Raw genomic sequence first — 14,328 nt, forward strand, 5'->3', positions numbered from 1 at the left:
ACACGCCACTTAGCGGATGAGGTGAAACCCGTTGAGACATTCACGCGCCGGGCATGAAAAAAGGCGCCCGGAGGCGCCTTGAAGAAAAGGAACAATGTCGAACTTGAAGCGTAGATCAGAACTTGTGGCGGATACCGACGGCCACGCCGACCTGGCTGGTCTTGCCTTGCTGCAGCGGGTAGCCGTTGGCAAAGCTCACTGCCGAGGTGTCGAAGTTCAGGCCCGAGTTCTTCACGTAGCCGGCCGTCAGGTAGACGTCGGTGCGCTTCGAGAAGTTGTAGTCGGCAATGATGCTGACCTGCCACGGGTTCTTCGGGTTGTCCTGCAGGAACGCCGAAGAGGCGCGCATCGTGCGCACGTCGTCGTAGTAGTACGCGAGCGTCAGGCCCAACGGCGCGGTAACCTGGTAGTTCACACCGAACCAGTAGTAGTTGTCGCGCAGCAGTTCGTTGTCGTTGGCGTCGGTGGTACGGCCGTAGCGGTAGCCGGCCATGACCTTGGTCGGGCCGAACTGGTAGCTGGCCGCGGCACCCACCTTGCGCGAACGGCCGGGCTGGCCGATCGTGATCGTCGGACGCCATTCGTCGTACGCGATCGTCAGGCCCAGCGGGCCGCTCAGGTACAGCAGGCCGGCACCGCCGCCCGCATTGTTGTTGAAGTTGCCCGGGGTTTCGCCGGCACCTGCACCAGCCAGCGGCACGGGGCCGATGGCGGCCACGCCGGTGCCGAAGCTCCAGTGCGCCTCGGCGGTCAGCCCGCCGAACACAGCCGTGTACTTGACCGTGTTGTCCGAACGGAAGTTGGTACCCAGTTGGGCCACCACCGGTTCGTAGATCGTTGCGTAGCCAGTCGGCGAGAAGTTCGCGAACATGTCGAACATCGTCGTGTACTGGCGACCGAACGTCACGCGTCCAGCCTTGTCGCTTTGCAGACCCACGTACGCCTGACGACCGAACAGGCGGCCGCCTTGCTGCGAACGGCCATCGTCAAGGCCGAAACCGCTTTCCAGCACGAACAATGCCTTCAGGCCGCCGCCAAGATCCTCGGTACCACGCAAGCCCCAGCGCGAGCCGGACAGGCCGCCACCGGTCTGCAGACCGACGCGGCTGCCGCCGCCAGCCAGCGAAGGCGGACGACCATTCGGGCCCCAGGTGGCGGGGTTGGTGTTGAAGCCGGGTGCCAGGTTGTTGTTGTATTCGATAGGCACGTCAACGACGCCATACAGGGTCACGCTCGATTGCGCATTTGCAGCCGTGGCAAAAGCGCTCATCGCGGCAAGCGCGAGTAGCGATTTTTTCATGCTGGGTGATCTCCACTTAAGAATTATTAGTTGAAGCTATGCGGAAGGACCTCCTGTCAGCCCTCTTCATCCCTCCGTGCTTGACTTCCTTGGAAGCTGCCGACCACTCTAGCAAGATCTTTATTTTTTTGACCCTGTGGTAAACGTCTTGTCTTCTTTTCACAACTCAGGGTTATTGGGGACCCGGACTTAGGCAAAACGCGCGTTGGTGTGCCAATGCGCAAACCTGCACAAAATGGCGCGGGTACAATGCGGGAATTCCCGGAACGCGGTCGAGGCAAAGCTCTACCTATCGGTGGGGCATGCGCCGGCTGCGCCCGCAGACCTTCCATTGACACGTATGGATACGCTGATCCACGAATTCGATGTCGCGCTGCGCGCGATTGCCGGCGCGACGCGCGCGGACCGAGACAATCCGGCCGACCGGCAGGCTCCCGATACGGAGCAGATGAGCGCGGAAGAGCGACGCCACGTGGCCGGGCTCATGCGCATCAACCATGTCGGCGAAGTCTGCGCGCAGGCCCTGTACCAGGCGCAGAAACTGACCGCCCGCACCGCAGCGGTCCGCGCGCAGATGGATGCCGCCGCGCGCGAGGAAGAAGACCACCTTGCCTGGTGCGCGGAACGGCTGCGCGAACTCGGATCGCGGCCCAGCCTGCTGAATCCGGTCTGGTATGCCGGGGCGTTCGCCATCGGCCTGGTGGCTGGGCGCGCGGGCGACCGCATCAGCCTGGGCTTCGTGGCCGAGACCGAGCGCCAGGTCGAGCATCACCTGAATGGCCATCTGGACCGCCTGCCCGCCGCCGACGGACGTTCGCGCGCCATTCTCGAACAGATGCGCGACGACGAAGTACGGCACGGCGATGCCGCGCGCGATGCCGGCGGCGTGCCGTTGCCGGGCCCGGTCCGCGCGCTGATGCGCACCGCGTCCAAGGTCATGACCACCGCGGCGTATCGTATCTAGTTAGTGAGTTGGCGCGCCGGTCTGGCGCGGGACGAGTGGCGACGGGCGTGTACGCATCGTCGCCATTTTCGTTTTCGCGATGCGGTCGGCCGCTGCCTCGCACAGTTGTGGAAAACTGCTGCGAGCCCTTGCTTCAGCGGGGCTCGCGGCAAAACGTTGTATCCTTCCCCACGGCGCGGAACCCGATGCGGTTCTGGCTGTCGGCAGTCCTCCCTCAGATTGTTCTCAGGTGGTTTCTCTGCTTTCTTCCCCAAGTGCTTCATTTCATTAAGGATTCACTGTTGCGGTGCGTGAAGTCAGCGCGCTAAGTCTTTGTTCTGATTAAAAAAACCCTGATTTCTGCCCCATGACTAGCCTTGACCGGCCAAAATGCTTCCTCTAAAGTGGGAAATAGTGTGAGGAAGTGTATTTTTGTGTGATTAACCGGCCAGTGTTTGCGATGATCCGCATCGGACTGGACGGTTTCGGACAAGGACGAATCGACCTGCCGACCGGGCGAAATGCCGGCGGCTACCGGGGGAAAGAGCTTGTTTCAGGGAGCATCGGCGCTGTCGCTCGATGCCAAGGGCCGGATGTCCATTCCGGCCAGGCACCGCGAGGCGCTGCAATCGCAGGCCGAGGGCCGGGTGACGCTGACCAAGCACCCGGATGGCTGCCTGTTGCTCTTTCCAAGACCCGAGTGGGAGGTTTTCCGTGGCCGTATCGCGGCGCTGCCAATGGATGCCCATTGGTGGAAGCGGATCTTTCTCGGCAACGCCGCCGACGTGGAGATGGATGGCGCGGGCCGCGTGCTGATTGCACCGGAACTGCGCACTGCCGCCATGCTCGACAAGGAAGTGATGCTGCTCGGCATGGGCAGCCATTTCGAAGTCTGGGATGCCGCCACCTACGCCGCCAAGGAACAGGCTGCGATGGCGCAAGGCATGCCGGACGCATTGAAGAATTTCTCATTCTGAAGAGGTCATGACCCCTACCGAAACGCCGGGGACCACCGCCCTGCGCCATCGCACCGTGCTGCTGGACGAGGCCGTCGACGCGCTCGTCTGGCGGCCCGACGGCGCCTACGTGGACGGCACCTTCGGCAGGGGTGGGCACAGCCGCGCCGTGCTGGCGCGGCTGGGGCCGGCCGGCAGCCTCGTCGCCTTCGACAAGGATCCGGCAGCAATCGCAGAAGCGGGCACCATCAAGGATGCCCGCTTCTCCATTGAGCATGCGAGCTTTGCGGAGATGGGCGACCGGCTGGCCGGCCGCGACCCCGTGGCTGGCGTGTTGCTCGACCTGGGAATCAGCTCGCCCCAGATCGACGAGGCGGCGAGGGGATTTTCCTTTCGTTTCGAAGGCCCGCTGGACATGCGCATGGACACCACGCGCGGCGTCACCGCCGCCGAGTGGCTTGCACAGGCGGACGAGCAGGACATTGCCAGGGTGATACGAGACTATGGGGAAGAACGGTTTGCTGTACAGATTGCAAAGGCGATTGTTGCTCGCCGGCGCGAACCCGGCGATGGCGGACCAGTCGCCACTACTTCAGAGCTTGCCGCGCTCGTGGCGAAAGCCGTCAAAACACGTGAGAAGGGTCAGGACCCTGCGACCCGCACCTTTCAAGCTCTACGGATTCACGTCAATCAAGAGCTTGCGGACCTCGAAAGAGGCCTGACGGCGGCTTACGACCTGCTGCAGACCGGCGGCCGCCTCGTGGTGATCAGCTTTCACTCGCTGGAGGACCGCATCGTCAAGCGGTTCATGCAGGCGCACGCCCGTCCGCAGCAGGACGCCGATCCGGCGCTGCGCCGCGCCCCGCTGCGCGCGGCCGACCTGCCGCAACCCACCATGAAGCTGCTGGGCCGCTTCAAGCCCGGCGCCGAGGAAGTGGCCGCCAACCCGCGCGCGCGCTCGGCCGTGATGCGCGTGGCGGAAAAACTCGAGGGACGGCCGGCATGAACCGCCTGACCTTCTTCCTGCTTGCCGCGCTGATGCTGTGCGCGCTGTCCCTGGTCAGCGCGCAGCACCAGGCGCGCACGCTGTTCGTGGCGCTGGAGCGCGCGCAGGGCGAGGAGCGGCAGCTCGATATCGACTGGTCGCGCCTGCAGTACCAGCAAAGCTCGCTGAGCAAGAGCGCGCGCATTGCGGACTCCGCACGCGCGCAGCTCAAGATGGCGCCGGCCATGGCCGGGCGTACCCAGTACCTGCAAGGCGTGGTGCTGCCCGACACGCCGCCCGATGCCCAGCAACCCCAGGGGGGAGCCGCCAAATGAGCCTGGCCCGCCCGAGCCTGAACCGCGCCCGCTCCGGCAACAAGCCGCGTGGCGAGGCCGCGCGTCCGCGTACCGGCCAGTTCTCCGCCAGCCCGGTGCTGGGGCTGCGGCTGCCGATGTGGCGCTCGAAGTTCGTGGTGTTCCTGATGTTCGCAGCGTTCGCGGCGCTGGCCGCGCGCGCCATGTGGATCCAGGGGCCGGGCAACCAGTTCTATGAGATGGAGGGCAAGAAGCGCTTCCAGCGTACGCTGGAGCTGCCCGCCACGCGCGGCAAGATTCTGGACCGCAATGGCCTGGTGCTGGCCACCAGCCTGCCGGTCAAGGCGATCTGGGCCGTGCCCGAAGACGTTCCGAACGACCTGGACCCGCAGCGCATGCGCCAGCTTGCCCGCCTGCTGGACATGTCCGAGAAGGACCTGCGCACCAAGTTCAACGAGGACAAGAGCTTTGTCTACCTGAAGCGCCAGGTGCTGCCGGACGCCGCCGACAAGATCGCCGCGCTGAAGATCGACGGCGTTCACCAGACGCGTGAATACAAGCGCTTCTATCCGGAAGGCGAGGCGATGGCGCACATCGTCGGCTTCACCAACGTCGAGGACAAGGGCCAGGAAGGCGTAGAGCTGGCGCGCGAAAGCGGGCTGGCTGGCAGCCCTGGCGCACGCCAGGTGATCAAGGACCGCCTGGGCCGCGTGGTGGAAGACGTCGGCATCCTGAAGACGCCGCGCGACGGCCAGGACATGCAGTTGTCGATCGACGCCAAGATCCAGTACCTGGCCTACAACGAGGTCAAGGCCGTGGTGGAGCGTAACAAGGCCAAGGCCGCCAGCGCCGTGGTGCTCGACGCCCAGACCGGCGAGGTGCTGGCGCTGGCCAACTGGCCCACGTACAACCCGAACGACCGCAGCCGCCTGTCCGGCGAGCAACTGCGCAACCGCGTACTGACCGATACCTTCGAGCCCGGCTCGATGATGAAGCCGATCACGATTGGCCTGGCGCTGCAGCTCGGCCGCGTGACGCCGGCCACGACGGTGCAGACCACGGGCAAGTTCACGTTCGAGGGCGCCACGATCTCGGACACCCACAACTACGGCACGCTCACGGTGGGCGGCGTGATCCAGAAGTCGAGCAATATCGGCACGACCAAGATCGCGATGATGATGAAGCCGCAGGAAATGTGGGACATGTTCACCAGCGTCGGCCTGGGCCAGGCGCCGAAGATCGGCTTCCCGGGCGCTGTGGCGGGCCGCGTCCGTCCATTCAAGAGCTGGCGCCCGATCGAGCAGGCCACGATGTCGTATGGCTACGGCCTGTCGGTGTCGCTGTTCCAGGTGGCGCACGCCTATACGATCTTCGCGCACGATGGCGAGCTGATCCCGGTGTCGATGTACAAGACCAACGGCCCGGTCAGCGGCGAGCGCATCCTGTCGCCGCAGGTGGCGCGCGACGTGCGCGGCATGCTGGAAACCGTGACGGCGCCCGGCGGTACGGCCCCGGAAGCCCAGGTCATGGGCTACCGCGTGGGCGGCAAGACCGGTACCGCATACAAGCACGTGGGCCGTGGCTACGACCGCAGCAAGTACCGCGCATCGTTCATCGGCCTGGCGCCGATGTCGAACCCGCGCGTGATCGTGGCCGTCAGCGTGGACGAACCCACGGCAGGCAGCCACTACGGCGGCGCGGTGGCCGGCCCGGTGTTCTCGGCCATCACCGGCGGCGCGCTGCGTTCGCTGAACGTGCAGCCCGATTCGCCGATCCGCCAGCTGATGGTCACCGACAAGGTGCAGGAAAGCGAGCCACCGTGGAGCGCCACGCAATGACGGCCAAGCCGCTGCTCCCGATCGAGATTGCCACCCAGGCCAGCAACGCGCTGGCCTGGCTGCGTACGCACGCCCCCGCCGGTGCGAAGCTGACGGGCGATACGCGCCGTCTGCAGCCCGGCGACGTGTTCTTTGCCTACGTGCTGGGCAACGAACGCCTGGCCACCGATGGCCGTCCGCATATCGACAAGGCGATTGCCGCCGGCGCTTCGGCCGTGATCTTCGAGGCCGACGGCTTCGACTGGCCGCATGGCGATGCCGTGCCGCACCTGCCGATGTCCCAGTTGCACTGGCTGGCCGGGCCGATCGCGGCCGGCTGGAATGACATTGGCAGCCGTGCCCTGGCGGTGACCGGCATCACCGGCACCAATGGCAAGACGTCGTGCGCGCAATGGCTGGCACGCCTGCTGCAGGCCACGGGCACGCCCTGCGCGACCATCGGCACGCTGGGCACGGGCTTTCCGGACGCACTCAAGATCACTGGCTTCACCACGCCCGACGCGGTGCAGCTCCAGGCCAGCCTGGCCGAGCTGAATGACGCCGGCGCACGGGCCATCGCCATGGAAGTGTCGTCGCATGGCCTGGAACAGGGCCGCGTGGCCGGCACCGGGTTTGCCGTGGCCGTGCTGACCAACCTGACGCAGGACCACCTCGACTACCACGGCACGATGGCCGAGTACGAGGCCGCCAAGGCAATGCTGTTCCAGTGGGACGGCCTGCGTGCCGCCGTGGTCAACCGCGACGATGCGATGGGCCGCCGCCTGCTGGCCGGCAACGCTGCCACGGTGGCCGCGCCGCAGGTGATCGAATATGGCATCGATGGCAAGGCTGACGCGTCGGCCGCCCGTGGCCAGTGGCTGCGCGCCACCGATGTGCGCGCCACGGCCTCGGGCATGGCGTTCCACGTGGACGGCAGTTTCGGCAGTGCCGATGTGAACACGCCGATGATCGGCGCGTTCAACGTCAGCAATCTGCTGGCCGTGCTGGGCGCCGCGCTGGCGCAGGGCGTGGGCTGGGACGCCGCCATCGGCGCGCTGCGCACGCTGACGCCGGTCGATGGCCGCATGGAACTGTTCGGCGGCCACGACGCGCCGCTGGCCGTCGTCGATTACGCCCACACCCCCGACGCGCTGGTGCAGACGCTGACCGCGCTGCGCCCGGTGGCCGACGCCCGCCAGGGCCGGCTCTGGTGCGTGTTCGGTTGCGGCGGCGACCGCGATGCCACCAAGCGCCCGCTGATGGGCGACGTGGCCGAGCGCCTGGCCGACGACGTGGTGCTGACCAGCGACAACCCGCGCAGCGAAGATCCGCGCGACATCCTCGAACAGATTGCCGACGGCATGCAGGACCGCGCCCACGCGCGCCTGATCGAGGATCGCGCCGCTGCCATTCTTTATGCAATCAAGCACGCCGCCCCGGCCGACGTGGTGCTCGTGGCCGGCAAGGGCCATGAAGCCACCCAGGAGATCCAGGGCCGCAAGCGGCCGTTTTCGGACCGCGAACATGTGCGCCTGACCCTGGGCACGCGGGGGGTGTCGGCATGAACGGACACCAGATGACGAATTTGCAGCAAGCCGCCGGCTGGATGGCCGGCGCGCGTATTTCAGGCGATGCTACGCGCACGTTCTCGCGTGTGCATACCGACAGCCGCACCGTGGCGCCCGGCGACCTGTTCGTGGCGCTCAAGGGCGAGCGCTTTGATGCGCATGACTTCCTGGCCGATGTGGTGGCGCGTGGCGCCGCCGCCGTGCTGGTGAGCCGCGACCCGGGGATCGACATTCCGGCGCTGATCGTGCCGGACACGCGTATCGGCCTGGGCGAGCTGGGTGCCGGCTGGCGCCGCCAGTTCACGCCCCCGGCCGTGGCCGTGACGGGCAGCAACGGCAAGACCACGGTCAAGGAAATGATCGCGGCGATTTTTGCCGCGGCCGTGGGCGAGGCAGACCGCCTGGCCACGGGTGGCAACCTGAACAACGACATCGGCCTGCCGCTGACGGTGCTGCGCCTGCGCGCGCACCACAAGCTGGCGGTGCTGGAACTGGGCATGAACCACCCGGGCGAAACGGTCTACCTGGCCGGTATCGCCCAGCCGACCGTGGCCGTGATCACCAACGCGCAGCGCGAGCACCAGGAATTCATGGTCAGCGTGGAAGCGGTGGCGCACGAGCACGCGAGCGCGATTGCCGCGCTGCCGGCCGATGGCGTGGCGGTGTTTCCGGTCGACGCGCAGAGCGGTGGTGAACATGCTGGCATCTGGCGCCAGGCCGCTGGCCAGCGTCGCGTGCTGGCGTTTGGCCTCGATGCATCGGCCGATGTGCGCGCGACGGTGTCGATCGACGACGGTGTGCAGGTGCTGCAGGTGAGCGCGCCGGGCCAGGCATTCGAGGTTCGGCTGCAGTTGCTGGGCGCGCACAACGTGCGCAACGCGCTGGCCGCCACGGCGTGCGCGCTGGCAGCCGGTGTTGGCGTGGACGCGATCCAATGTGGCCTGGCGGGCTTTTCCGCCGTGAAGGGTCGCCTGCAGGTCAAGCACACGCCGGCCGGCACGGTGGTCATCGACGACACGTACAACGCGAATCCGGATTCCATGCGCGCCGCCATCGACGTGCTGGCCGGCTTTGCCGCGCCGCGCGTGCTGGTGCTGGGCGATATGGGCGAAGTGGGCGACCAGGGTCCGGCCTTCCACCAGGAAATCGGTGCCTATGCGCGCGAGCGCGGCATCGACACGCTGTGGGCCACGGGCGAACTGGCGCCGCACGCGGTGCAGGCGTACGGCCCGGGCGCGCGGCATTTTGCCCGCGCGGAAGACCTGGCGCAGGCGCTGCAGGCTAACGAGGAGGGTGTGGTGGCCGGTGCGGCCGCCGTGCTCGTGAAGGGATCGCGCTTCATGCGCATGGAACGGATGGTCGATGCGCTGGTCGCATCACCTTCCGCTCACTAATAGAAGACACACGATGTTATTGGCTCTGGCCCAGTGGCTGCAAAACGATTACAGCTTCCTGCGGGTCGTCAACTACCTGACCTTCCGCGCGGTGATGGCCAACCTCACCGCGCTTGTGATCGGCCTCGGATTCGGGCCGTGGGTCATCCGTCGCCTGACCGAACTGAAGATCGGCCAGGCCGTGCGCACCATCGGCCCGCAGACCCACCTGGTCAAGGCGGGCACGCCCACCATGGGCGGCGTGCTGGTGCTGATCTCGATTTGCGTGTCGACGCTGCTCTGGTGCGACTGGGGCAACCGCTTTATCTGGGTGGTGCTGCTGGTGACCATCGGCTACGGCGCGGTGGGCTGGGTCGATGACTACCGCAAGGTGGTGTACCGCGACCCGCGCGGCATGTCGAGCCGCGAGAAGTTCTTCTGGCAGACCCTGATCGGCATGGTGGCCGCCGTGTACCTGGCGTTCTCGGTGTCCGAGGCCAGCAATGTGCGCGTGTGGAGCCTGTTCCTGAGCTGGATCGAAGGCGGCATGTTTGCCGACGTGCCGTACAAGATGAACCTGATCGTCCCGTTCTTCAAGGAAATCAGCTACCCGCTGGGCGTGACCGGCTTCATCGTGCTGACCTACCTGGTGATCGTGGGCTCCAGCAACGCCGTGAACCTGACCGACGGCCTGGACGGCCTGGTGATCATGCCGGTGGTGCTGGTGGGCGGCGGCCTGGGCGTGTTCGCGTACGTGATGGGCAACGCGGTCTACAGCAAGTACCTGCTGTTCCCGCATATCCCGGGCGCCGGCGAACTGCTGATCTTCTGCTCGGCCATGGCCGGCGCGGGCCTGGCGTTCCTGTGGTTCAACGCGCATCCGGCGCGCGTGTTCATGGGCGACGTGGGCGCGCTGGCGCTGGGCGGCGCGCTGGGCACCATCGCCGTGATCGTGCGCCAGGAAATCGTGCTGTTCGTGATGGGCGGCATCTTCGTGGTGGAAACGCTGTCGGTGATGCTGCAGGTCACGTGGTTCAAGTTCACGAAGAAGCGCTATGGCGAAGGGCGGCGGCTGTTCCGGATGGCGCCGCTGCATCACCATTTTGAACTGAGCGGCTGGAAGGAAACGCAGGTCACCGTGCGGTTCTGGATCATCACGATGCTGCTGGTGCTGATTGGCCTGTCGTCGCTGAAGCTGCGCTGACCGGATCGGCCCCGACGAACCCCCTCTATATAGAACAGGAAAAAACGAAGTGTTTGGCGTGTTGCAGAAACCTCATGTGCTGGTACTTGGCCTCGGCGAATCGGGGCTTGCCATGGCACGCTGGTGCGGCCTGAACGGCTGCCGCGTGCGCGTGGCCGACACACGCGAGGCGCCCGCCAACCTTGCCCTGCTGCAGGCCGAGCAAAGCGCGGCCCGCTTTGTCGGCGGGGCGTTCGCCGAAAGCCTGCTCGACGATATCGGCCTGGTGGCGATCAGCCCGGGCCTGTCGCCACTCGACCCCGATACCAGGGCACTGCTCGATGCGGCGCAGGCGCGCAACATTCCGGTCTGGGGAGAGATCGAACTGTTCGCACAAGCGCTTGGCTACCTGGAAGCCACGGCGGGTTACGCCCCCCGCGTGCTGGCCATCACCGGTACCAATGGCAAGACCACGACTACCGCACTGGCCGGCCGCCTGGTCGAACGTGCAGGCAAGACGGTCGGCGTGGCTGGCAACATCAGCCCGTCGGCACTGGACAAGCTCTCGGCATGCATTGCCAGTGCCACGTTGCCCGATGTCTGGGTGCTCGAACTGTCGAGCTTCCAGCTTGAGTACACATTCTCCCTGGCGCCGCACGCGGCGACTGTGCTGAACATCACACAAGACCACCTGGACTGGCACGGCAGCATGGAAGCCTACGCCGCCGCCAAGGCCCGAATCTTCGGGCCGGCCGGCAAGGGCTGCATCCAGGTGCTGAACCGCCAGGACAAGCTGACGCTGGACATGGCCCGCCCCGGCGCGGTGCCGGTGACCTTTGGCACCGACCTGCCCGAGACGGCTGGCAGCTATGGCGTGCTGCGCGACGGTGGCATGCCGTGGCTGACCGTGGCCGAGCCCGATCCGGAGATGGAGTCGGAGCAGAAGCCGCGCCGCCGCAAGAAGGACGAAGTGGTCGAGGAAGCCGTGCCGGTGCGGCACAAGCGCCTGATGCCGGCCGACGCGCTGCATATCCGTGGCATGCACAACGCCACCAACGCCATGGCGGCGCTGGCGTTGTGCCGCGCCATCGACCTGCCGCTCAACGCGCTGCTGCACGGCTTGCGCGAGTACCGCGGCGAGCCGCATCGCGTGGAGTGGGTGGCGACCATCGACGAAGTCGAGTACTTCGACGACAGCAAGGGCACCAACGTGGGCGCCACGGTGGCCGCGCTGAACGGGCTGGACAAGCGCGTGGTGCTGATCGCCGGGGGCGAGGGCAAGGGGCAGGACTTCTCGCCGCTGGCCACGCCGGTGGCGCAGTACGCCCGCGCCGTGGTGCTGATCGGCAAGGATGCCGGCGCCATCCGCGAGACGCTGGCCGGCACCGGCAAGCGGATTGTGGACGCGGCGTCGCTGGAGGAAGCGGTCGAAAAGTCGGCCAGCCTGGCTGAAGCGGGCGATGTCGTATTGCTGTCGCCTGCCTGTGCCAGCCTCGACATGTTCAAGAACTACGTCCATCGCGCCCAGGTGTTCCGTGGCGCGGTGGAGGAACTGGCCCTGTCCCGGGGGATCATGCCATGAGCGACTCGCAGGTCAAGCGCAGCGGATTCATCGGCGCCACCATCGGCAATGCCTGGGGTGGCCTGCGTGACGCGGTGTCGGGCGTCAAGCCCACGCGTTCGCGCATGATGGAGTACGACCAGCCCCTGCTGTGGGTGGCGATCGTGCTGCTGACGTTCGGCCTGGTGATGGTCTACTCGGCATCGATCGCGCTGCCCGACTCGCCGCGCTACGCCAACTATCGCGAAGTGCACTTCCTGATGCGCCACGCGTTTGCGCTGTTCATCGGGTTGTCGATGGGCCTGGTGGCGTTCCAGATCCCGGTCAAGGTGTGGGACAAATACGCGCCCAAGCTGTTCATCATCGCGCTGGTGCTGCTGGTACTGGTGCTGGTGCCGTTCGTGGGCAAGGGAGTGAACGGCGCGCGGCGCTGGATTCCGCTGGGCGTCATGAACTTCCAGCCGTCGGAGCTGATGAAGCTGGCCGTGGTGCTTTACGCCGCCAACTACACGGTGCGCAAGCAGGAATGGATGCAGACCGTGGCCAAGGGCTTCCTGCCGATGGGCGTGGCCGTGGTGGTGGTGGGCATGCTGCTGCTGCTGGAGCCGGACATGGGTGCGTTCCTGGTGATCGCGGCCGTGGCGATGGGCATCCTGTTCCTGGGCGGCATCAACGGCAAGCTGTTCGCCGGACTGGTGGGCGTGGCGGTTGGCGCGTTCGCGCTGCTGATCACGGCGTCGCCGTGGCGCCGCGAGCGGATCTTCGCCTATCTGAACCCGTGGGAAGAGAGCAACGCACTGGGCAAGGCGTACCAGCTCACGCACTCGCTGATCGCGTTCGGCCGTGGCGAATGGACCGGCGTGGGCCTGGGCGGCAGCATCGAGAAGCTGCACTACCTGCCCGAAGCGCATACCGACTTCATCCTGGCCGTGATCGGCGAGGAATTCGGCTTTATCGGCGTGATGGTGATGATCGTGCTGTTCTACTGGCTGGTGCGCCGCTGCTTCAACATCGGCCGCACGGCGCTGCAGCTCGACCGCACGTTCGCCGGCCTGGTGGCCAAGGGCATCGGCGTCTGGGTCGGCTGGCAGACCTTCATCAACATGGGCGTGAACCTGGGCCTGCTGCCCACCAAGGGGCTGACGCTGCCGCTGGTGAGCTACGGCGGCTCGGGCATCCTGATGAATTGCGTGGCGCTGGCCATCGTGCTGCGCGTGGACTACGAGAACCGGGTGATGATGCGCGGAGGCAAGGTATGACCGCACGCACCCTGCTCGTCATGGCCGGCGGCACCGGGGGGCATGTCTTCCCGGGGTTGGCGGTCGCGCATGCACTGCGCGACGAGGGCTGGCGCGTGGTCTGGCTGGGCAACCGGTCGGGCATGGAAGCCACGCTGGTGCCCAAGCACGACATCCCGATGGAGTACATCCAGTTTGGCGGGCTGCGCGGCAAGGGCACGATGACCAAGCTGCTGCTGCCCCTGAACCTGCTGCGTGCGTTCTGGCAGAGCATCGGCGCGCTGCGCCGCGTGAAGCCGGACGTGGTGCTGGGCATGGGTGGGTACATCACGTTCCCGGCCGGCATGATGGCGTCGCTGCTGGGGCGTCCGCTGGTGCTGCACGAGCAGAACTCGATCGCCGGCCTGGCCAACAAGGTGCTGGCCAGGGTGGCGGATCGCGTGCTGTGCGCGTTCCCGGACGCGCTGCCGGGCGGCGAGTGGACCGGCAACCCGGTGCGGGAAGAGCTGGCCTCGATTCCGGCGCCGGAGGCGCGCTACGACCATCGCACCGGGCCGCTGCGCATCCTGGTGGTGGGCGGCAGCCTGGGCGCGGCGGCGCTGAACGACGTCGTGCCGAAGGCGCTGGCGCTGCTGCCGGAGGCAACCCGGCCGGTGGTGAAGCACCAGGCCGGTGCCAAGCAGATCGACCAGCTGCGCGCGAACTACGCGGTGGCGGGCGTGGCCGGCGAGACCGTGCCATTCATCGACGACATGGCGGCGGCTTATGCCGACGCCGACCTGGTCATCTGCCGCGCAGGCGCGATGACGGTATCCGAAGTGGCGGCCGCCGGTGTGGCCGCGCTGTTCGTGCCGTTTCCGCACGCGGTGGACGACCACCAGACCACCAACGCGAAGTTCCTGTCGAAACAGGGTGCCGCGTTGCTGGTGCAACAGAACGCACTGACCGCGGAAGGGCTGGCGCAAACGATCGCCGGGCTGGACCGAGGACAGTTGAAGGACATGGCGCGCACCGCGCGCAGCCTGGCCAGACCTGAGGCAACCCGGCGTGTCGCCGAGATCTGCCGTCAGATGGCCGGTGAAAAGTGAAA

General features: G+C 66.6%; 12 protein-coding genes. 11 read left to right on the top strand and 1 reads right to left on the bottom strand.

What is annotated here, in order from left to right:
- Positions 1 to 115 precede the first annotated feature (115 nt).
- Entirely contained in the window at positions 116 to 1,300 is a 1,185-nt protein-coding gene (locus tag MFF62_RS23235) for a porin (protein ID WP_238265474.1), read from the bottom strand.
- A 340-nt stretch (positions 1,301 to 1,640) separates the two neighbouring features.
- On the opposite strand from MFF62_RS23235, the gene coq7 reads away from it, so the two are divergent.
- The 11 genes from coq7 to murG all read left to right on the top strand — a co-directional run bounded on the left by coq7 (position 1,641) and on the right by murG (position 14,326).
- Positions 1,641 to 2,264, top strand: a complete 624-nt coding sequence (coq7, locus tag MFF62_RS23240; protein ID WP_238265582.1) for a 2-polyprenyl-3-methyl-6-methoxy-1,4-benzoquinone monooxygenase — start codon at positions 1,641 to 1,643, stop codon at positions 2,262 to 2,264.
- Positions 2,265 to 2,791: 527 nt separating this feature from the next.
- Positions 2,792 to 3,220, top strand: coding sequence for a division/cell wall cluster transcriptional repressor MraZ (gene mraZ, locus MFF62_RS23245; RefSeq protein WP_238265583.1), 429 nt, complete (start codon positions 2,792 to 2,794; stop codon positions 3,218 to 3,220).
- Positions 3,221 to 3,227: 7 nt separating this feature from the next.
- Positions 3,228 to 4,205, top strand: a complete 978-nt coding sequence (gene rsmH / locus MFF62_RS23250) for a 16S rRNA (cytosine(1402)-N(4))-methyltransferase RsmH (protein WP_238265475.1) — start codon at positions 3,228 to 3,230, stop codon at positions 4,203 to 4,205.
- Positions 4,202 to 4,519 carry a cell division protein FtsL gene (gene ftsL / locus MFF62_RS23255; protein ID WP_238265476.1) on the top strand — a complete coding sequence of 106 codons (318 nt, stop codon included), beginning with the start codon at positions 4,202 to 4,204 and terminating at the stop codon, positions 4,517 to 4,519. Before rsmH ends, ftsL begins: the two co-directional genes overlap by 4 nt.
- Positions 4,516 to 6,336, top strand: coding sequence for a peptidoglycan D,D-transpeptidase FtsI family protein (locus tag MFF62_RS23260; protein WP_238265477.1), 1,821 nt, complete (start codon positions 4,516 to 4,518; stop codon positions 6,334 to 6,336). The genes ftsL and MFF62_RS23260 overlap by 4 nt, the downstream gene beginning before the upstream one ends.
- Entirely contained in the window at positions 6,333 to 7,880 is a 1,548-nt protein-coding gene (locus MFF62_RS23265) for a UDP-N-acetylmuramoyl-L-alanyl-D-glutamate--2,6-diaminopimelate ligase (protein ID WP_238265478.1), read from the top strand. The genes MFF62_RS23260 and MFF62_RS23265 overlap by 4 nt, the downstream gene beginning before the upstream one ends.
- Positions 7,877 to 9,277: a UDP-N-acetylmuramoyl-tripeptide--D-alanyl-D-alanine ligase gene (locus MFF62_RS23270; protein ID WP_238265479.1), complete on the top strand. Its 1,401-nt coding sequence runs from the start codon at positions 7,877 to 7,879 to the stop codon at positions 9,275 to 9,277. Before MFF62_RS23265 ends, MFF62_RS23270 begins: the two co-directional genes overlap by 4 nt.
- A gap of 13 nt (positions 9,278 to 9,290) precedes the next feature.
- Positions 9,291 to 10,460, top strand: a complete 1,170-nt coding sequence (mraY, locus tag MFF62_RS23275; protein WP_238265480.1) for a phospho-N-acetylmuramoyl-pentapeptide-transferase — start codon at positions 9,291 to 9,293, stop codon at positions 10,458 to 10,460.
- A gap of 49 nt (positions 10,461 to 10,509) precedes the next feature.
- A complete protein-coding gene (gene murD, locus MFF62_RS23280; RefSeq protein WP_238265481.1) occupies positions 10,510 to 12,021 on the top strand; it encodes a UDP-N-acetylmuramoyl-L-alanine--D-glutamate ligase in 1,512 nt (503 codons plus the stop codon).
- Positions 12,018 to 13,259, top strand: coding sequence for a putative lipid II flippase FtsW (gene ftsW / locus MFF62_RS23285; protein WP_238265482.1), 1,242 nt, complete (start codon positions 12,018 to 12,020; stop codon positions 13,257 to 13,259). Before murD ends, ftsW begins: the two co-directional genes overlap by 4 nt.
- On the top strand, positions 13,256 to 14,326 hold the full coding sequence (gene murG / locus MFF62_RS23290) for an undecaprenyldiphospho-muramoylpentapeptide beta-N-acetylglucosaminyltransferase (RefSeq protein WP_238265483.1): 1,071 nt from the start codon (positions 13,256 to 13,258) through the stop codon (positions 14,324 to 14,326). The genes ftsW and murG overlap by 4 nt, the downstream gene beginning before the upstream one ends.
- Positions 14,327 to 14,328: the final 2 nt, after the last annotated feature.

This window comes from Cupriavidus pauculus, from assembly GCF_022179805.1.
Classification (GTDB): domain Bacteria; phylum Pseudomonadota; class Gammaproteobacteria; order Burkholderiales; family Burkholderiaceae; genus Cupriavidus; species Cupriavidus pauculus_E.

What these genes read in the sequence shown, in the direction of transcription:
- murG (WP_238265483.1), top strand. Translation starts at nt 13,256, where the DNA reads ATGACCGCACGCACCCTGCTCGTCATGGCCGGCGGCACCGGGGGGCAT.
- mraY (WP_238265480.1), top strand. Translation starts at nt 9,291, where the DNA reads ATGTTATTGGCTCTGGCCCAGTGGCTGCAAAACGATTACAGCTTCCTG.
- ftsW (WP_238265482.1), top strand. Translation starts at nt 12,018, where the DNA reads ATGAGCGACTCGCAGGTCAAGCGCAGCGGATTCATCGGCGCCACCATC.
- coq7 (WP_238265582.1), top strand. Translation starts at nt 1,641, where the DNA reads ATGGATACGCTGATCCACGAATTCGATGTCGCGCTGCGCGCGATTGCC.
- ftsL (WP_238265476.1), top strand. Translation starts at nt 4,202, where the DNA reads ATGAACCGCCTGACCTTCTTCCTGCTTGCCGCGCTGATGCTGTGCGCG.
- MFF62_RS23235 (WP_238265474.1), bottom strand. Translation starts at nt 1,300, where the DNA reads ATGAAAAAATCGCTACTCGCGCTTGCCGCGATGAGCGCTTTTGCCACG.
- MFF62_RS23270 (WP_238265479.1), top strand. Translation starts at nt 7,877, where the DNA reads ATGAACGGACACCAGATGACGAATTTGCAGCAAGCCGCCGGCTGGATG.
- MFF62_RS23265 (WP_238265478.1), top strand. Translation starts at nt 6,333, where the DNA reads ATGACGGCCAAGCCGCTGCTCCCGATCGAGATTGCCACCCAGGCCAGC.
- rsmH (WP_238265475.1), top strand. Translation starts at nt 3,228, where the DNA reads ATGACCCCTACCGAAACGCCGGGGACCACCGCCCTGCGCCATCGCACC.
- MFF62_RS23260 (WP_238265477.1), top strand. Translation starts at nt 4,516, where the DNA reads ATGAGCCTGGCCCGCCCGAGCCTGAACCGCGCCCGCTCCGGCAACAAG.